This is a genomic window from Nocardia sp. BMG51109 (assembly GCF_000526215.1).
Taxonomy (GTDB): domain Bacteria; phylum Actinomycetota; class Actinomycetes; order Mycobacteriales; family Mycobacteriaceae; genus Nocardia.
Window position 1 is genome coordinate 6,592,858 of record NZ_JAFQ01000004.1, and the last position, 18,963, is coordinate 6,611,820.

Sequence of the window (18,963 nt, forward strand, 5' to 3'; positions counted from 1 at the left end):
GAAACGCTCGGGACCCGTTGCCGGTCAAGGGGTTTCAACCCCCTGAGACGCACCTTATACGGCTCCGGCTATTTTTCAGAAGCTTTGCCGATTCCGGCCGGTAGCGGCCCGAAAACCCGGCTTACGGTCAGGCCGGTACCCGGCGCCAAGCCGACGCCGCAGCCCCTCGGGCGCAGCATCCACCCCACCGCAAACCGGCGGAGCGTGGTGGCCGACGCCTACGACCTGTTGATCGCGGACATTGCAGCGGGCCACCGGATTCCGCCGGAGCGTCATGCGCCATGCGGCCTCGCCGCCTCCCGCGGCCATTTGCAGCGGGTTCGCCGCATCCACATCGAATCCGGCGCTTCGAGCCTGGACTTCCAGGCGAGTGCCGAGCAAGCCGAGAACATGGCCGATCAACTGGCGCAAGGCTTTCCGGAGTTCATTGTCACGGTCGATGACGAGGTGCACCCGGATCTGCTGCGGTTACCTTGTGCTGCGTGTGCGCCACGAGGCGCCGAGTTCAACGATCCGATCACCGAATGAGCGGCGGCGGGCCGCACTCTCCTTCGGCGGTCACGATGTACGAAGGGCTCTCCATGTCGAGGGGCGGCGAAATATCACCGCGAATCGAGAAGGCGGCGACGTGGAACTCCGTCGAATGAGACAGGGCGGATCGAGTCGCTTGTTCGGTAGCAAAATCCGGGTCGACGGCTCCCAGTCGGCCTACGATTCGCTGGGCCTCGGACACCCCCAGATTCGAGGCCACCGCCAGGGCCTTCTTCCAATAGCGACGAGCGTCGACAACTCGAGCCGTATGAAAATAGACAGAAGCGATGCCATCATACGCGAGCATCTCCTCATAGGGAGATGCGGTGACGCGAGAAATGGTCAGCGCTCGGGTGTAGTGTGCGACCGCGGTATGGTACCGACCTTGCTGTCGATACACGTTACCCATTCCCAGATGCGCGTAGCATTCCGGAATCAGGTCTCCGTTCTTCTCGGCGAGCCCCAAAGCCTTTCTCAAGTTGTAGAGTGCCGCCCGGTGCTGCCCCAGGCAGTAATGCGCGTTGCCGATCTGCACCCATAGCCAGTTATGGAAAAGTGTATTCGGAAGCAGCGGCGCCAGAGCCTGACGAGCCGCCTGCAGGTACACGAGAACCTGATCGGATCTCCCCATTCGTAGGTGGATTTCTCCCACTCGAATCAGGGCTGAGGAGCGTAGATAGACATTCTTCGTCTCATCGGCGACACGCAACGCCTGCCGAATACAGGACAGCGCCTCGTCATAGAAGTCCATCAATTTGTATACCAGACCCAAGCCGTTCAGCGCATGACCTTCGTAGAACCGGTCGCCGACGGTCCGTGACAACAAGAGGGCGCGGTGGTAGCTGATCAAGGCATCGCAATATCGACCCAAACGGAAGTAGACCAGTCCACAATGGTGCAGCGCCCGGATCTCGGCGGCACTGTCGCCCCTGGCATGAGCCAGATGTGCGGCCTCGCTCAGCATCGATAGAGCCTGCGGACCATGGCGAGTCCGCCACAGCGTGAACCCGAGATTGGTCAGCAGTCGGCACTCTTCCCCCCATTCCCCCGCGCGGCGAGCGACGTCGATGGCATCGGAATGCAATTCGACTGCTTCGTCCGAACAATGTATTCCGGTCAAGTAGTGGCAGAGAATCTCGGAGAACTGCTTCGTGTATCCGTTCCACGACGCTCGCGCGGCATATTTGGCGACGGCCAGGAGGTTCGGGCGCTCGCTGTGCAACCATGCGATGCAATCACGCGGATCGGTGAGCGCGGGGACGGCCGTCGTAGGCTCGACCGGGTCGAGGGAACGCACCGCTGCGTCGGGAAAAATGACCGTGCTGGCAGTCCAGGCGGCGTATCGGTAATAATCGAAGAGGCGCGTCATGGCCGTTTCGCAGTCGGAATCGGATTGCTGAGCAAGGATGGTGGCATATTCTGCGACCAGGCCATGCAGGCTGTAGCGCCCGGAAACTGCCTGCTCCAGAAGATGGACATCGATCAGTGCTTCGAGGATTTGCTCGACGATGACGACATCCATATCGGCCAGGGCGGCGGCAGCGCAAGCGTCGAAATCCGGCCCGGGGTGCAGCCCGAGTAGCCGGAATACCTGTTGGTGATCGCCGGGCAGATCGTTGTAGCTCACGGTGAGAGCGGCGGTCACGCTGCGCGAGCCCGCGGTGAGATGATCGAGCCGACGGCGCGGTTGGCGTAAACGCTCCGCCATCTCATGAACGCGCCAGGCCGGCCGCGCGCGGAGCCGACCGGCCGCGATACGAATTGCCAACGGGAGATGGCCACACAACAGGACGATCTCCGCCACCGCGGCGGGTTCTGCCAACCCCCGGTCGTCACCGACGATCGTCGCGAACAACGTCACGGCGTCCTCGCGTGGCAGCACATTCAGCGACAGGGTGGTGCACCCCTCCAGGTCGATCAGCCGGCGCCGGCTGGTGACCAGTACGAGACAGGTGGGCGTGCCGGGAACCAGCGGACGAACCTGATCGGCGTCCGCCGCGTTGTCCAGCACGATCAGAGCCGAACGGCCCGCGAGTTTGCTGCGCCACAAGGACATTCGCTCGTCCGGCTCGCCGGGGATCAACTCGCCCGGTACTCCGATCGCTCGCAACAAGGTATCGAGCGCCGCGGCCGGCTCGGTCGGTCGCCGCTCGGCCGCGTTCCCATGCAGATCGATATAGAGCTGTGCGTCGGGGTAGCGGCTGCGCAGCCGATGAGCCGCGTGCACCACCAGCGCCGTCTTGCCGACCCCCGCCATGCCGTCGACGGCCTGCACCAACACGGTTGCCTGTGCCTCGTTCCGCGGTATGGCGGCGAGCAGCCGGCGCATCTCGTCCTGACGACCCGTGAAGTCCGCGATATCGCCCGGCAGCTGATTCCTGCCGACCAGCACCTCGGAATGAGGATGCCGAGATCGTTCGAACTCGCCACGGAGCACTTGCTGCTGCACGCTGCGGAGATCGGGCCCGGGCTCGATCCCCAGTTCCTCGCTGAGCCGACGACGAGTGTCCTGGAACACCGCCAGGGCTTCGGCTTGCCGGCCGCAGCGTTGCAAGCCGATCATGAGGAGGGCCTGGAACCGTTCTCGAAGGGGGTGGGCCGCCGCCAATCGGGACAACTCCGCCACCGCGTCCGCGTAATGATGCAGGTCGATATCGGTCGACGCTCGACACTCGAGGGCAGCGAGATACCTTTCCGACAACCTCCGGCGTTCGGCTTCGACGAGCGGACCGTCCAGACCGGTGAAAGGCTCACCGCGCCAGAGGTCCAGCGCCGCCTGGATCTGTTCGGCCGCGGCGGTGTGATCACCGTGGCGCCCGCTCAGTTCCGCGGCGGCCATGTGGCGCTCGAACTGGACGTGATCCACCAGCGCCGGATCGCCTCGCAACACATACCCGCGTTCGGTCCACAGCAGGGCAGGTCCAGGCTCGCCTGCCTCCCGCCCGAGCCTCAGGGCACGCCGAAGCCGGCTGATGTAGGTCTGGACGGCGTTGCGCCCACCCCCGGGCCCGCTCTCACCCCAGACCGCATCGACGATCGAATGCACCGATACCGGACGGTTCATTTCCAAGAGAAGTGTCACGAAAACGGCCTGTTGTCTCGCCTGCCCGAGATCGAAGGTTTCCGCATCCCGCGAGGCCGTAACCGGGCCGAGCACTCTGTAATGTATCTGCTGCTGTGTCACGTAGCCTTTCCTCCCACCATCCCTCGAGAAGTCAGCCTAAGTGCAACCCGAAGCGGGAGCCACCCCCGTGCAACCCGGCGCAGACCAGCCGGTTAGGCGCTAGTTCAGCGACAGTTGCGCGCCTGAGGGAAACCTCGATGGTGTCGGGGCCCGCACCGGATCGGAAGTTTCCGGAAGAAAGCTGTTTCGAAGGCTGTCAAGGCTTCCTCGAGAAAACAGGCGAGATGTCGGCGCTAGCGTGAACTTTGCCCACGTACTACCGAGCGACATCCCCGAGAGGGCGTCACCACGTCGGAAAGGCCGATCGTGCAATATCTGATCAAGGTTCTGGGAACGGTGTCCGTCATTGCCAATGCCGCCATTTATGGCACCGACTTCTTCTGCGCGACCGTTCAGCGCCCCGGGCTGACGCAGGTCGACGATCGTACGCTGACAGCGGTCATGGGGCACATTCATCGGTACGGAGACAAGCGGATGCCCGTACCCGGCGCGATCGGCGTGACCACATCGGCCCTCTGTGCGGCGGCCGCGATCCGCGACCGGAATACGGTTTCCGCCGTGTCCGCGAGTGTGGCAACAGCAGCACTGCTGGCGTGGCTGGGCATCTACGCCACGATCAGCGCACCCGTCAACAAGAAACTGACCCGGGCGGCGGTCGATCACGTCGTCTCCCCTGATGCCCGGGAATTGCAGCAGAAATGGGACAGCGTGATCAACGCTCGACTCGCATTGCAGGGTTCGGCGCTCGCCGGACTGTGCATCGCGATTGCTCATATTTAATTATGCAGGATGCAGTCTCGAGGGAAATCAGTGATCGAATTCAGATTGTTAGGCCCTGTCGAGCTCCGAGTACTAGGGCGTCGCGTCGACCTCGGACCTCCTCGGCAATGCGGAATTCTGGCGGCACTGCTCGCCGAACCGGAACGCCCGCTGTCGATCGAATCACTGATCGATCGAGTCTGGGACGACGAGCCTCCGGAAGCGGTGCGGAGCGTCGTGTACACCTATATCGCGCGGCTGCGGCGAGCATTGAAGGCCGCAACAGAATGTACCGGCCGACCGGTGACGGTGTGCAGAAATGGCGGAGGCTATTTCTTGGACGTGCAACCCGACCAGATCGACCTGTCGAATTTTCGAGGGCTGTCCGACGAGGCACGCGCGTTACCGGCCGATGACCCGCTGCGTGCCGAGTATCTGGCACGCGCCCTGCGACTGTGGCGCGGCGAGGCGCTGGCCGGATTGACCAGCAGGTGGGCCCGCCGATTCAGCGATACGCTCCGGCAGCTCAAACTCGAGACCATCGCGGAATGGGCCGATGCGGAACTCCGCGGCGGCCGCTATTCCTATGCCATCGTCGAACTGCGCAAGGCCCTGCTCGATCAGCCACTGGCCGAGGAGTTGCACGAGCGGCTCATCCGCGCGTATTACCTGGGTGGCCAGACCGCCGAGGCGCTACGCCAATACGATCGCGCGCGACGCTGCATCGCCGACGAACTCGGGGCCGATCTGGCACCCACGATTCGCAAGCTCCACACGATGATTCTGCAGGGACGGCCGCTCGTACCGCCCGGCAAGCCACCGACCGATACCCGGATCGTCTCGGCAGCAGATCGGGCGCCCGATCTGCTGCCCATGGACATCTTGGATTTCGGTGGGCGCGATCGTGAGGTCGAGTGGCTGAACGAGGAATTGTCCCGTCGTGCCGACTCCCGCCCGGTCTTGGTCACCGGAGGCCCGGGTGTGGGTAAGTCGGCACTGGCGGTCCGGACCGCACACCGTGTGCGACCGGCGTTTCCCGATGGCTGCCTCTACGCCGATCTGCGCGCCACCAACGCCCTGCCGGCCAATCCGGGGACAATCCTCACCAGGTTTCTACGGGCGCTCGGCACGCCGCCCGGCGCGATACCCGCCGATCTCGACGCTCGCGCCGAGTCGTATCGGAGCCGGGTAGCGGGCCGCCGGATCCTGATCGTGCTGGACGATGCCGCCGATGAGGAACAGTTGCGGTTGTTGTTGCCGGGCGGACGCGGCAGCGTGGCGCTCGTGACGAGCCGAACATCCCTCTCCATCGCGGGGGTGTGCCGGCACACCGTGGGTGAACTGTCGGTCGCGAACAGCGTGGACATGCTGTGCCGAATCATGGGGCGGGCCCGGGTGCTCGGCGAACGGGACGCGGTCGAGGAGCTTGCCGGGTACTGCGCGGGCCTTCCGTCGGCTCTGCGCATCGTGGCGAGCCGGATGACGAGCCGGCCGCATCGGACGTTCCGCCAGCTGAACGCTCGTCTCGCCGACGAGACCCGTCGCCTGGACGAGTTGTCGTTCGGTTCGATGGATGTGCGCGCCTACATCGGCTCGAGCTACCACCGGCTCGACCGCCGATCGGCGCGCATGTTCGTTCACCTCGGCAGCAACCTCCGGCCGGGCGAGGTCACCACATCTCCCGGTCTCGGATTCGACCGGATGATCGACGTCGAGGAGGCGTTGGATCGACTGGTCGATGCGCATCTGCTGAACGTCGTCGGGCTCGACCCGGTCGGGCGAATCCAGTACAGCATGCTGGACGTGTACCGAATCTACGCCGCGGAGCGGGGCCGTCGTCCGCACCTCTCCGCCGCCTCTCGCGCCGACCACCTCCAGGTAGTCACCAATTGAAATCCAGGAGCGGAACAGATCATGCCCACAGAGGTTGTCCGAATCACCGAATATCCTTTCCCGGCGGCCGAACTCCACGATGCCCTCCTGAACCGGACATACTGGGAGGCACGGGTCGCGGAGATCGACGGCGCGGAAGCGTCACTGGATTTCTTCGAATCCGACGGCGCCACCGTACGGCTGGCGGTCTCGAAACTCATTCCACCGGAACGAATGCCGGACAAGGCAGCGTTGCTGCGCCCCTCCGGGATCCGGTTCGAATACTCCGAGGAGTGGTCGGCTCTGGTCGACGGATGCGCCGAGGGCCGGACGGATGGCCGTGTCGTCGGTGCACCTGTTACGGTGTCGGCGAAACTGCTGCTGCGGGGAGATGATTCACGATGTGATCTCCGCTTCGCCGGCACCGTCACGGTGCACATCCCGGTCCTCGGCAAGCCGATCGAGGACCGGATGATCGACGGGGTCGCCGAAGACGCCGACGACATAGCATCGTTCACCCGACAATGGGTGCGAGCGCAGCACTGTCCGTCGACAGGGGGAAGCTGATGTCCGGATGGTTCGTCATCACCGGTGCGTCGTCCGGCCTGGGTTCGGCGACCGCGAAGGAACTCGCGAAGGCGGGCCACAACACGATCCTGGCGTGCCGCGATCGCGCCAAGGCAACCGCGATCGAACACGAGATCCGTGCCGTCGCCTCGGCCGCGGGCGTGCGGATCGTGCCCATCGACCTCGCCTCTCTATCCTCGGTTCGCCACGGAGCGCGGATCATTGCCGACCACGAGCTGGCCGGGATCATCTGCAACGCCGGGTTGCAGGTCGTGCACGGGGTCCGAGAATCGGCGGACGGATACGAACTCACCTTCGCGACCAACCACCTCGGCCACTTCCAGTTGGTCACACAACTGACCGACGGATTGCCGGCCGGATCGCGGATTCTGGTGGTGTCCAGTGATGTTCATCAGGGACCGCGAAAGTCGATGGGTTTCCCGGGGCCGGCGTGGACACATCCGAGCGATCTCGCCGACATCCGAGTTCAGCGCCATCGCACGTCCAGCCACGCCGGACGGGTACGCTACGCCACCTCCAAACTGGCCAATGTGTATTTCACGTACGAGCTGGCCGAGCGTCTGCGTCCGCGCGGAATAGCCGTCAACGCTTTCAACCCGGGTCTGATGCCGGAGACCGGGCTGGCTCGCGACTATCCGACAGCGATGCGGCAGACCTATCGGTTGCTGGCCCCCGCGGTGCGGCGCCTGCTCCCGATCGGGCGCAGCGTCGCCGAGTCCGCTGCCGACCTCGCGTGGATCGCGACCGCCCCCGAACTCTCCGCCGTCACCGGTAGCTATTTCACCGGGCGAACACCGGTGGCGAGCGCGCCGGCCTCCTACGACCGGACGCGCGCCGAACTTCTGTGGAGGGCTTCGGAAGAGCTCGTGCAGGGGGCCTGACCGGAGCCTCGATCCCGTAGTGCCGTCAATCCCGTAGTGCCGCAGCCACGATCACACCGCCGACGAGTCCCGCCGCGGTCAGCAATTCCCAGGCATCCGGATGTCCGGTGTTGCCGAGGCGGTAACGTTTGTTCACCGTCACCGACGCATCGATGAGTTCGATTGCGACACCGAGCGTGAACCAATGCCGGACCGGTTGCCCCCGGCGCAGCGACCACAGTGTGCCGATACCGATCACGGCGTCGCGCAGGCCGAGCGCCCGCATCGGCAGATGCACGGCCGCAGCATCGGCAGCTCCCGTCCAGGAGCCGACGACCGGCGTGGGCGCCACGAACATCGACGTGCCGATCAGTACTCGTGCCACACCTTGTGACCAGGCCATCTGTTTCACCAGCGGCTGCGCTCGCAGCACGAGCCGAGCCTCATTCATGGATTTCTCCCGTCCGTGGCTCCCGCCCGCCCGTGATCGACTCGTCGACGATCACCACGATCTTGCCGCGGGTGTGGCCGCCTTGGCTCAGGCGATGCGCCTGAGCGGTTCGGGACAGCGGAAAGACCGTGCTCACCTCGACCTGTATCACGCCATCGGCCGCCATCTGTGCCACCTCTTCCAGGTCGGGACGGTGTGGGCGCGCCAGCACATAGTGACCACCGGCCGAGCGGACTTTCGGATCGACGACCGAGGCCAACCTGCCCCCCGGCAAGAGCAGCGGTCCGAGCGCACGTACCGTCCGTTTGCCCGCGGCGTCGAGCACCGCGTCGACTCCGCCGGAAGCCAGCGCCCGAACCGATTCCGCCAACCCGTACCGGTAATCGACAGGTTCGGCGCCGAGCGATTTCACGAACTCGTGGTTGTGCGTGCCGGCCGTACCGATCACTCGTGCACCGCGATGGGCCGCGATCTGAACCGCGAAGCTGCCCACCCCACCCGCTGCGGCATGGACCAGCACGGTCTGTCCCTTCCGCACGTCGAGCACGCGCACGACCGCCTGATACGCCGTAATACCGGCCAACGGCAGTGCTGCGGACTCGAGCCAGTCCAGTCCCGGTGGTTTGTGCGCGACCGCGCGGGTGGGCACCACGGCGATGTCGCCGAACGTGCCGTGGGACAGGTAGTCGTCACGTTGGAATCCGATCACCTCGTCGCCCGCGACGAACTCGGTTACGCCGAGGCCCACATCCACGACGACGCCCGCGAAGTCGCAACCGGGGACGACCGGAAACATCGTGTCGCAGACGGTGTCCAGATATCCCTCCCGCGCCTTCCAGTCGACGGGATTCACGGCCGCCGCCTTGACTCGAATCTTCACGCTGTCCAAGCCCATCTTCGGTTCCGGCAGGTCGCCGTACTCCAGGACGTCCGCGTCACCGAAGCGGTGGTAGAAAACTGCTTTCATCGTTACTCCTCGACGCCGTCGCCCAGGCGCCGGGCGACACTCATATACGTGGCCGATACATCAGGGGTCCGCAAGAAAATCAATCGGCCGTCCCTCCTTCGACCGAGGATCGACAATCCGCGCATCTTGTCCGCCGGCACCAGACCGGCGTCCGCGAGATACCGGCGCATCTCCTTCGGCGTGATGAAGTCCTGCCAGGAGTGCGCCCCACGGGGGACGATCCGAGTCAAATACTCGGGAATCCAGATCATCACGAGCCGCGACCGCATTGTCCGGTTGATCGTGTCGTAGAGGAACAGACCACCGGGTTTCAGAACGCGTGCGATCTCGCCGACCGTGCGTGCCGGATCCCGCACGTGTTCGAGGACGTCCACACAGGTGACGACGTCGAAACGGCCGGCGTCGTACGGCAGTTCCTCGGCCCTTCCCACGGTGTAGGCGATCCGTTTGCCCGTCTGTTCGGCGTGCCGCCGCGCCGCTGCTATCAGTCGCGGCGACGGGTCGATCCCGGCGACATCGGCGCCGCGCTCGCACAGGAATTCGGTGGTGAACCCGCCACCGCAACCGACATCGAGTACCTGCTTGCCCGCCCATTCCCCGAGGAAACGGTCGAAGTATCGAAACCGCGGGGTTTGGAACGACGCCAGGCCCCGCATCCGTGAATCACTGTCCCACCAGCTGTCGGCGAACGCGCCGAAAAAGTAGTCGTCGTTCACGATGTGATCGGCCATCGGTTCTCTTCTTCCGTACTCGGCATCGGCGGGGGCGGTGGGCTCCACCGCCTCGCGTAGGCGATCTGGTTGTGCTCGGCGATGCGGAACGCCAGCGCCGGCCACACGAGACGCATGAACACTTCTCGTGCGGCGATCAGCAGTGGATGCTCCACCGCGCCCATCCGACCGATCAGCCAGGCGACGCGTTGCATCGAGGCGGTCCGGCCGCGCCGTTCGCGCTCGTAGCGGCGTAATGCGCGTCCCGGATCGTCGCGGCAGGCATCCAGGCGTTCGGCGAGGACGAGCGCGTCCTCGAGGGCCTGGCAGGCCCCTTGGCCGATGTTGAACGTGATCGGGTGCACGGCGTCGCCGAGCAGCGTCACCCGGCCGATTCCCCAGCGGCGGTCCGGTTTACGGTCGAACACGTCGCTGCGGATGATGTCCTCCTCCGGGCTGGCCGCGAGGATGTCCTGGACCGGCGGCATCCAGCCCCGATGCCGCTCGGCGAGCATGGCCGCGACCCCGCGCTCGTCGTGACCTCCGGCCGGCCCGTTGGCCACGCTCATCCAATGCACGACGCCGGGCGCGACGTCGTAGTAGGTGAATCGGGTGCCACGACCGAACAGTGCGTAGAAGCTGCCCGGCGGGATCAGCTCGTGCTCCAGGCGCCCTTTACCGCGCCAGGCGATATAGCCGTTGAACCGGGCCGGTGTGTCACCGAACAGCCCGGCGCGGACGACGCTGTGGATACCGTCGGCGCCGATGAGGATGTCGCCCCGCTCGTGTCGTCCGTCGGCGAGCCGCACCGTGACCCCCTCCGAGTCCTGGTCGAAGCCGACCACTCGGGCCCCCGTGCGAACCGGATCACCGTGCAGCGCATCGTGCAGGATCGAATGCAGTACCGATCGCTCGACGGCGAGTGTCGGCCGGCCGTACTCGGTCACGAAATCACCGACCGGCCACGCACCGAACATCTCGCCCCGCCAGGTGCCGAAGTGACAGATCTGCTGTGCGGGCGCGACTTCCAGTACTGGGCCGGCGACGCCGAGGCGATCGAGGACGATCGTTCCGTTGGTCCATATATGCAGTCCGGCGCCGCCGTCCCGGAGCGCATCGGCGCATTCGAACACCGTCACGCCGAAACCCTTGCGCTGCAGGGCAAGAGCGGCGGCCAGACCACCTATCCCGCCTCCGGCGATCAGGACTCGCCGCACCGGTCGCGTCGGCATCGTGGTATCTCCTTCGCCGAGGGCCGGATCGGTGGCGGTCATCGCCGCACCGCCCGAGCGGGAGTCGACGTCCGCCATTCGTGCGCGGGATGCCCTGGGTCGTCGATGAACCGAGCCCAAGGATCAACCCCGAACACGCTTCTCGCCGCCTCCCGCAGCCAGCTGTCGAACGGATCCGTGGATCCGGTCAGCCGCCGCATCGCACGGCCCGGACTGCGGGCCTGCACGCTGTGCACCACGACCTGCATCCCCTGGACTTCCTGCTGCCGAAACCACTCGCCGACGATTCCCCCACGTCGTCGCGATGCCTGATAGTCCTCCGCCTTCGAGCCCGCGAGTTGCTGTCGCAGGGCACTCCAGCGTGCCGATGCGCCGGGCACGATGGGCAGAACCTGCGTGACGAACTGCGGTGGCGACAGGACGGCGGCCCGGCCCGGCCCGGCCGCCCCCGAGGCGAGCCAGCCCAGCCCCAGCGCGGACAGCATGCTGGATTCGACGCCGATCCCCCACCGCTCGGCAATGAGTCCGTCGGCCAGCCGCCAGACGACGACGCCTCGGAACTCGACCGCCCGACCCGTCGCCGGTAGCCCCAGGAACTCACCGAGATGCGTTCCGCGCCAGGTGTTGTGGATGACCACGTAGTCCCGGTGGGCGCTCATCTCCTCGATCGTGACGTGCAGGTCCGGAAACCCGGTGCGCAATCCCGCGATGGTGTACTTGACTCCGTCGCGTCCCTGGGGCGCGCCCGGTAGCGGCTGGTGATCGACCACATCGGCCCGGTAGATCTCGTCGACGACGGAGAAGTCACCGCGGTTGACGAACTCGTCGAAGACGCGGCGGATGACGACCTTGTTGTATTCCTCATGCATGGCGCACCGTCCCCGCCGGTGTCCGCGCCTCCCATTCCAGGGTCAGGCCCGCGTACACATAGCGGCTCGCCTCGACGCCGAGCAGCAGCACCGTGGCGCCGGGGCGGATCCTGCCGCTCACCCAGCCCGCGTCGAGCGCCAGGGGAACCGCGGCCGAACCGGTCGCCCCGACGTCGGAGAGGTTCTCGACGATGCATTTCTGCAAGGCGGCACGGTCCTCACCGGAGATGCCCACGTCGCCGAACCCTTCCGCGAAGTAGTCCGCGTTGCCCTCCGGCAGGACACACGCGTCGATATCGGAGAGCGCCAGTCCGCTGCGGGCGAGCATGTCGCGCAGGGCCGTGTGGAAGACCTGCGGGCCGACCGTGGTCGTACCCGCGACGTCGAGTTTGATCTCCACCAGGCGCTTACGTCGCGCCTGCTCCGAGGCGGGCAGATCGGTGCCGCCTCCGACGATCTGCATCCCCGGCCGGCGCATACCCCCCAGGCACTGTGTGCCGAACGCGTACCTTTCCGGCTCTCGCCGCGCCGAGTCCCGAGGCTGCGCTCGCAGCACCGCGGCACCGGCACCGTCGCCGAAGGTGTACAGGGTGAGCCGGTCCCGCATCCGAATCCGCTGCGGATCCTGGCCCAGGTAGAGGGGAACGAGCAGTGGCGAAATGGACTCCGCGCCGATCACCACCGCGGTGTCGTAGGTGCCGTCGGCGAGTAACCGCCGCGCGTAGTCCATGCCCTGCACGAATCCGGCGCATGCCGCCCGGAATTCCATTGTGGCGCACCGTTGCAGCCCCAGTTGCTCCTGCACGTAGGTCGCGGCCGCGGGCAGGGGATACTCCGGGCTCGCCGTCGACATCATCAGCAGATCCACCTCGGACGGATCCACTGCGGCGCGGTCGAGCGCCTGCCGTGCGGCGGCGACGGCCATTGCCGAGGTACCGGTTCGGTGCGAACCGGTTTCGGGGTCGGCGATCCAGTGCCGGGAGCGCACCTGAATCCCGTCGGCCACCTCCTCGGGCAGTGGCCCGCACAGGTCTGCGAGCCTCGCATTGTCGATCGGCGCACCGGGCAGGTGAGCTCCGGTGCTGAGGACGGACACATGTCGGTCGGTGGTAGTGGGCATATGCGATCACTCCGATTCACGAATGGGCGGACACAGGACCAAACCGGTGTGCGTGCCGCCGAGCGACGAAGAGTTGACGAGTGCCGGCCCGTAGGGAAATCCGTTGTGCCAGCTCGCCATCGCCAGGGCGGCGCACAACTGCGCTCCGGCGCCACCGGGCTCACCGAGGATGCGCTTCGGTCGTTCGACGCGGCAGGAACCCGGCAGACCGAGGCGCGCGATGGCCCGGTTCTCCGGGTTGTCGGCTACACGCAGCCCGGCCGCGTTGGCCCAGACGGCCGCGAGTCGATCCGCCCGCACCCCGGCCTCCCCGAGCGCCCCACGCATGGCGCGCTCCAGCCCGTGGCCGCGCCGGTCCCAGCGGCCGATGCCGACCGCGTCGGAGGCCGTCGCGTATCCACCCAGACCTGCCAGAATTCGGGCGCCCCGCGCACGAGCGAACGAGGATCGTTCCAGCAGCAGGGTGATGCTGCCTTCCGCGAGGAGATAGTCGCGCCCCGCGCGCCCGACGAGCAGCGACAGACCGCGATACGCGTCGATGGCGTAGTCCGACAGTTCGTCGACGGCGCAGCACAGGATCGCCTCGGCATGCCCGGCCCGCAACAGATCGGCGGCGACGGTCACCGCGGAGGCCCCCGACGAATGCCCCACTGTCGTGGTGGATGTGGGCCCCTTGGCGCCGAGCACCATCGCTACCTGCCCCGCGGCCGCATTGAAGACGGTGTTGGGAAATACGGCGGGATTGGCCATCGCGGGCCCGCCCGCGACAACCGGCAGGAAGAAATCTCCGATGCTCTGGATCGGGCCGATTCCGGTGCCGAGGACAACGCCGATTCGCTCGTCGGCATCCAACCCGGCCTGTTCGAGCGCACCCCGGCAGGTCGCCACCGCAAGCTGTCCGAACCGGTCCATCCGGCGTCGTTCCCTCGGCGCGGTGTAGCGGCTCAGGTCGTCGGTGATCCGGGCGACCCGCAGACCGTCTTCGTCGCGCCCGAGCGTGCGGCCCGCGCGATAGGCCCGCCAGAGTTCGTCGACCGAGGTCCCGGCCGCGCTCACCACCGCGACGCCGGTGACGACGACGTCGTCCACCGGGAACCCGGCACTCGGGCGGGGGCGGGTCCCCGGCCTGGCGTAAGCGACGGTCGCGTTGGCTCCAGCGAAGGCGAAATTGTTCGACAGCGCGACATCCATGGCCAGCGGGCGGCCTTCGTTGGGTGCGGCGTCCAGCCCGCACCCGGGATCGGCACCGGTGAATCCCGCGGTCGGCGGGGCCCACTGCTCCTGTAGCGCCTTGACCGTCACGATCGCCTCGACCGCACCGGCCGCGCCGAGCAGGTGCCCGATCATCGATTTCGTGCTGCTGAGCACCACCCGCTGCGCGGCATCGCCGAGCGCCGCACGCACCGCATTGCTCTCCGCCGAGTCGTTCTTCGGCGTGCCGGTCCCGTGCCCATTGATGTACGCGACATCGGCACCGGACAACGCTGCCCCGGACAACGCGCTTCCGATCGCGCGCGCCGCCCCCTCACCGGCAGGGTGCGGGGCGGTCGCATGGTATCCATCGCCGGACATGCCGTAGGACAGGATCTCGGCAAGTACCGGGGCACCGGCGGCGTGCGCGATATCGGCACGAACGACGACGAGCATTCCGCTTCCCTCGCCCAGCGACAGGCCGTCGCGACTGCGCGAGTACGGCGCGGCCGGACGAGCCGACAACGACTCGACGCTGCCGAATCCCGCGTAGGCCATTTCGGTGAGCGCATCGCTGCCGCCCACCAGCATCGCGTCGGCACGGCCGGCGCGAATGATCTCGACGCCGTGTGCCAGGGCGTGAGCACTCGAGGCGCAGGCGGTATTGACCGTCAATACGGGCCCTCGAAGTCCGAATGCCGCGCTCAGTGCCTCCGCCATGGCGTGCGGCGGCACCATCAGCAGATGCCTGTCGTCCCGCGGCTTCGTGTCCCGCTCACGGGCTCGCCGCAAAGCCATTTCGCCGCTGCGTATTCCGCCGTTGCAACTGCCGAACGAGACACCCCAGCGAGTCGAGGGCACCTCGACGCCCGCACCGGACATCGCCTCCTCCGCGGCGACGAGAGCGAAATCCAGTGCGGGCTCGGGATAACGGAGACCGAGCCGAGTCAGATAGTCGTACTTCGGCCTCCGCAACGCCTCGACCTCACCACCGATCGGAGCATCGAACCCGTCCAGCCGAAGTCCGCGTATCGGGCCGATTGCCACGTGTCCGTTACGCACCGCTTCCCACAGGCTCGCCACGCCGGCACCGTGCGCCGTCACCGCACCGAGCGACGTGACGACAACCCGCGAGCCCGAGATCCACTCGTCCATCTCGTAAAGCCCTCTCATCCCATCTTGTTCAGCGCCACCGCGACCGCCTGCCCCTCCAGGCCGCGCGCCAGCGCGAGCGCGCCGTTCGGACGCGACTGCCGGGCGGCGCCCGGAACGAAATCCAGATCGCAACCACGCGCCGGTGTCCGCAGGTTCCGCGTCGCGGGCACGATGCCCGAATGCAATGCCATGGCCGCGACCGCCACGTTGAGGGCACCGGCGCCGCCGACCAGATGTCCGGTCTGCGGCTTGACACTGCTGATCTGCGCGTCCCGGGCGGCCGGGCCCAAAGCGGCATGCAGGGCCCGGGTTTCGGACACGTCGCCGGCCGGAGTGGCACACCCGTGCGCGGCGATGTAGTCGATCGCGTTCGACAGTTCGCCGGCATCGGCGGCGGCGTACCGAATCGCTCGCGACAGACCACGGCCTCGCGGATCCGGTGCCGGGGGGCGCCTGCCGTCGTTGCCCGCGCCGAAACCGGTGATCTCCGCGTAGCATCGAGCGGCGCGTTGATGTGCCCGATCACGCTCCTCGATGACCAGCACGACCGCGCCTTCCCCCAGCACGGATCCGCTGTGGTCCCGGTCGAAGGGCCGGAAGGCCCGCTCGCCCAACTCGTTTCGGTGGGTGAGCACGCCCAGCCCGTCCATTCGTGACATCGCCCACCAGGTCGTGGCGTCATCGAAACCACCGGCGAGCGACAGATCGACCACACCGTGCCGCACGGCACGCATCGCACGCCCGATCGCGGTCGCCCCGGCATCCGCGGTGCCCGCATAGAAGCAATTCGCGCCTCTGATACCGAATTTCGACGACACGTGAAAGACGGCGCCGTTCTGCAGACCTTCCACATATGCCAGCGGCGGTATCAGCGTCGCGGCATTCTCTCCGAGTGCACGCAGATCGACCGTGCCGTCGGGCTTCCGGATCCGGCCGAGTTCGGCGATCGTCTCGTCCCGATGACAAATGTCTTTGTTTCCCCCGAGGAACAGCCCCGCGCGGTGGCCCAGCTCCGCTTGTCCGAGCCCGGCGTCGTCGAGTGCCAGCAGGGCCGCGGCCACGGCCAGCTGATCGCCACGCGTGGACATCTTCCGTGCACGCGAGCCGAGATACCGGGACGGAACGAAATCGAGGATTTCCGCACCCAGGTGGGTGCGCAACGGGGTCGGGTCGAACAGCCGGAAATGGCCGATCGCCGTGCGGCCCGCCACGATGGCCGACCAGTTGTCCGCCACGCCGGTCCCGAGCGCGGTGACGATACCGATGCCGGTGATCACCGCGCGACGCGGCGCCGTCATGGCGCACTCGTTTCGACCGGAGATATCCGGGCCAACCGCAGTGCTCGTACGCTCGCCACCACACGACCGTCGACTGTCGCCGTGCCGCGCCAGAGCCCGGCCGCGGGTCCGGCCGCGTCGGTGGCGAACACGACCTGGTCTCCCGGAACGACGAACCGCCGGAAACGCACCGCGGTCGCGGTGCACAACCGCCATTCGCCGGTGCCCGACGCCCGGGCCGCGAGCGCGATCATGCTTTCCAGCAGCAGCACGCCGGGCATGATCGGATATCGCGGAAAGTGATCCGCGAACAGCGGCAACGTTCCCGGGATGTTCCGGATCGCGACAGCGCGGATGCCGGGCTCGAGTTCGACGATCCGGTCGAATCCGGGGACAGCGATCGACGCCGGTACGACGGCGACGACGTGTGCGGCATCGAGTTCGGCGGCGGTCATGGCGAGTCCTCCCGGTGGGAAGCGATGACGAGGCTCGTGTTCGCCCCGCCGAAGGCGAGTGCGTTGATCAGTACCGTCGATACGCGCATGGACCTGGCACAGTGCGGCACGTAGTCGAGATCCAATGCACGATCGGGGATTTCGAGGTTGATCGTCGGCGGCACCGTGTATTCGCGCAGTGCCCCGACGCCGACGAGCACGTTCAACGCGGCCGCGGCGGCCGTCAGATGACCGGTCATCGACTTGGGAGAGGTGACCGCGAGGCGATACGCGTGGTCACCGAACACCTTCTTGATCGCCCTGGTTTCCGACACGTCGTTGCCCTGCGTGCCGGTGCCGTGCGCGACGACGACGTCGATATCGCGGATGTCCGAGCCGGAGTCGTCGATCGCGGCCTCCATCGCCTCGATCGCGCCCGCGCCGTCCGGCGGCGAGTCGGTGATCCGCCAGGCGTTGAGACTCGCTCCGTAGCCCCGGATTTCGGCATGGATATGCGCTCCCCGGGCCCGCGCCGATTCCCGTTCCTCGACGACGAACGCTACCGCGCCCTCCCCGATCACGAAGCCGGACCGTTCGTTGTCGAAAGGCCGCGACGCCGCACGGGGATTGTCGTTGTACCGGTCCGTCATCGCGCCGAGCAGGCCGAACCCCAGGATGTCGGCCCAGGTGGTCAGCGAGTCGTAGCCGCCGGCCACCATGAGCCGAGCGTCGCCCTCCTGGATCATCCGCAGCGCCTCACCGATCGCATGACCGGAGCCCGAGCAGGCCGTGTGTATACCGACCATCGGCCCGGACGCACCGAGCATGCGCGCCATCGCGTTCAGTGCGAGGTTCTGATCGTCGGCCATGACCCGCTGCGGCGGCTGTGTCACGAATGCCGTGGGATCGCCGGATGTGCTTCGCACCCTGGCGATTTCGAGGAGGTGAGGCAGGTCGGGGCGCCCGACGCTGGCACCCATGGCGAGGCCCCGTTCGTCCGGCGGATACGCCGCGGCGCAGTCCGCGTCCGCGAGCGCCTCCGTCACGGCGGCGAGGCCGAATCGGCCGGGCCGGCCGATCCAGCGACGGTCGGCATCCGGCCGGATCGCGGAGTCGGGGTCGAAATCGTCGGGCACCTGTCCACCGATTCGCACCGGAAAGCCGGTGCAGTCGAAGGTGGTGAGGCGTCCGACACCGCTGCGACCGGCGATGAGGCCGCGCCACGTCGTCTCGGCGTCGACTCCCAGTGGAGTGACCGCCCCCATTCCGGTGATGACCGCGCGTCTCATTGCGTCGCTTCCTTGCCCAGCAGATGTCGTGCCGTGGTACGGGTCTCGGCCGGACTCTCCAGATTCTCCGCGTCGATGAGCGCGCACATGATGTCGCGAGCCTCGAATACCGTGGTCCCGTCCACCTCTATGCGCCCGTCGACCACAGCGGCCGCACTGTTGGTGGCGACGACGTCGACGTGCATGCGGAGTATGTCGCCCGGTCGCGGGTCCCGGTGGGCCGACGCCTCGCCCACTGTCAACAGTGCCGCCCGTTTGGTGTGTTCCGAGCTGAGTAACACCAGCCACGCACCCGCTTGGCAGAGTGCTTCGAGCGCCATCCCGAACGGCAGCCGTGGCCCGTTTTCCGTGAGCTGCCAATAGTCCTCGTAGACAGAGGTGACCTTGCTGGCGGTGATGGACCGCATCGACTCCCAGGATTCGATTCGGTCGACGAGGTGGAATCGCATATCTGCCTTCCTGGCGAACTCGAGG

General features: G+C 66.9%; 17 protein-coding genes and 1 pseudogene. 6 read left to right on the top strand and 12 right to left on the bottom strand.

What is annotated here, in order from left to right:
- The first annotated feature begins 207 nt into the window (after positions 1-207).
- Positions 208-528: a hypothetical protein gene (locus D892_RS0131125; RefSeq protein WP_024804999.1), complete on the top strand. Its 321-nt coding sequence runs from the start codon at positions 208-210 to the stop codon at positions 526-528.
- Here the strand turns inward: D892_RS0131125 and D892_RS44115 are convergent.
- The gene (locus tag D892_RS44115; protein WP_156959750.1) at positions 518-3,715 is read right to left on the bottom strand and encodes a BTAD domain-containing putative transcriptional regulator; all 3,198 of its coding nucleotides are present in this window, start codon (positions 3,713-3,715) and stop codon (positions 518-520) included. The genes D892_RS0131125 and D892_RS44115 overlap by 11 nt on opposite strands.
- A 306-nt stretch (positions 3,716-4,021) precedes the next feature.
- Between D892_RS44115 and D892_RS0131135 the strand changes: the two genes are divergently transcribed.
- The 5 genes and pseudogenes from D892_RS0131135 (at position 4,022) to D892_RS0131150 (ending at position 7,815) form a co-directional block, all read left to right on the top strand.
- Positions 4,022-4,495, top strand: coding sequence for a DUF1772 domain-containing protein (locus D892_RS0131135; RefSeq protein WP_036567582.1), 474 nt, complete (start codon positions 4,022-4,024; stop codon positions 4,493-4,495).
- A 9-nt stretch (positions 4,496-4,504) separates the two neighbouring features.
- Positions 4,505-4,762: pseudogene (locus D892_RS49800) on the top strand (winged helix-turn-helix domain-containing protein); the annotation flags it as partial.
- Between the two features lie 54 nt (positions 4,763-4,816).
- On the top strand, positions 4,817-6,367 hold the full coding sequence (locus D892_RS0131140; protein WP_232236396.1) for a BTAD domain-containing putative transcriptional regulator: 1,551 nt from the start codon (positions 4,817-4,819) through the stop codon (positions 6,365-6,367).
- Positions 6,368-6,388: 21 nt separating this feature from the next.
- Positions 6,389-6,913, top strand: a complete 525-nt coding sequence (locus D892_RS0131145) for a DUF2505 domain-containing protein (RefSeq protein WP_024805003.1) — start codon at positions 6,389-6,391, stop codon at positions 6,911-6,913.
- Positions 6,871-7,815 (top strand): SDR family NAD(P)-dependent oxidoreductase, encoded by a 945-nt coding sequence (locus D892_RS0131150; protein WP_198037020.1) that lies wholly within the window; start codon positions 6,871-6,873, stop codon positions 7,813-7,815. Before D892_RS0131145 ends, D892_RS0131150 begins: the two co-directional genes overlap by 43 nt.
- A 25-nt stretch (positions 7,816-7,840) precedes the next feature.
- Here D892_RS0131150 and D892_RS0131155 read toward each other — a convergent pair whose 3' ends face one another.
- The 11 genes from D892_RS0131155 to D892_RS0131205 are packed head-to-tail and all read right to left on the bottom strand — an operon-like array spanning position 7,841 to position 18,938.
- A complete protein-coding gene (locus tag D892_RS0131155; protein WP_156959751.1) occupies positions 7,841-8,245 on the bottom strand; it encodes a hypothetical protein in 405 nt (134 codons plus the stop codon).
- A complete protein-coding gene (locus tag D892_RS0131160; RefSeq protein WP_024805006.1) occupies positions 8,238-9,212 on the bottom strand; it encodes an NADP-dependent oxidoreductase in 975 nt (324 codons plus the stop codon). The genes D892_RS0131155 and D892_RS0131160 overlap by 8 nt, the downstream gene beginning before the upstream one ends.
- A 2-nt stretch (positions 9,213-9,214) precedes the next feature.
- Entirely contained in the window at positions 9,215-9,943 is a 729-nt protein-coding gene (ubiG, locus tag D892_RS0131165; protein ID WP_036567586.1) for a bifunctional 2-polyprenyl-6-hydroxyphenol methylase/3-demethylubiquinol 3-O-methyltransferase UbiG, read from the bottom strand.
- The gene (locus tag D892_RS0131170; protein WP_024805008.1) at positions 9,925-11,154 is read right to left on the bottom strand and encodes an FAD-dependent monooxygenase; all 1,230 of its coding nucleotides are present in this window, start codon (positions 11,152-11,154) and stop codon (positions 9,925-9,927) included. Before D892_RS0131170 ends, ubiG begins: the two co-directional genes overlap by 19 nt.
- A 38-nt stretch (positions 11,155-11,192) precedes the next feature.
- Positions 11,193-12,023 (bottom strand): ester cyclase, encoded by an 831-nt coding sequence (locus tag D892_RS0131175; protein WP_024805009.1) that lies wholly within the window; start codon positions 12,021-12,023, stop codon positions 11,193-11,195.
- Positions 12,016-13,143 (bottom strand): 3-oxoacyl-ACP synthase III family protein, encoded by a 1,128-nt coding sequence (locus tag D892_RS0131180; protein ID WP_198037021.1) that lies wholly within the window; start codon positions 13,141-13,143, stop codon positions 12,016-12,018. Before D892_RS0131180 ends, D892_RS0131175 begins: the two co-directional genes overlap by 8 nt.
- A 6-nt stretch (positions 13,144-13,149) precedes the next feature.
- Positions 13,150-15,507, bottom strand: a complete 2,358-nt coding sequence (locus D892_RS0131185; protein WP_084161299.1) for a beta-ketoacyl-[acyl-carrier-protein] synthase family protein — start codon at positions 15,505-15,507, stop codon at positions 13,150-13,152.
- A complete protein-coding gene (locus D892_RS0131190; RefSeq protein WP_024805012.1) occupies positions 15,504-16,787 on the bottom strand; it encodes a beta-ketoacyl synthase in 1,284 nt (427 codons plus the stop codon). Before D892_RS0131190 ends, D892_RS0131185 begins: the two co-directional genes overlap by 4 nt.
- The gene (locus D892_RS0131195) at positions 16,784-17,221 is read right to left on the bottom strand and encodes a 3-hydroxyacyl-ACP dehydratase FabZ family protein (protein WP_024805013.1); all 438 of its coding nucleotides are present in this window, start codon (positions 17,219-17,221) and stop codon (positions 16,784-16,786) included. The genes D892_RS0131190 and D892_RS0131195 overlap by 4 nt, the downstream gene beginning before the upstream one ends.
- Positions 17,218-18,489 carry a beta-ketoacyl synthase gene (locus D892_RS0131200; RefSeq protein WP_024805014.1) on the bottom strand — a complete coding sequence of 424 codons (1,272 nt, stop codon included), beginning with the start codon at positions 18,487-18,489 and terminating at the stop codon, positions 17,218-17,220. Before D892_RS0131200 ends, D892_RS0131195 begins: the two co-directional genes overlap by 4 nt.
- Complete coding sequence (locus D892_RS0131205; protein ID WP_024805015.1) at positions 18,486-18,938, bottom strand: 3-hydroxylacyl-ACP dehydratase; 453 nt, start codon at positions 18,936-18,938, stop codon at positions 18,486-18,488. The genes D892_RS0131200 and D892_RS0131205 overlap by 4 nt, the downstream gene beginning before the upstream one ends.
- Positions 18,939-18,963: the final 25 nt, after the last annotated feature.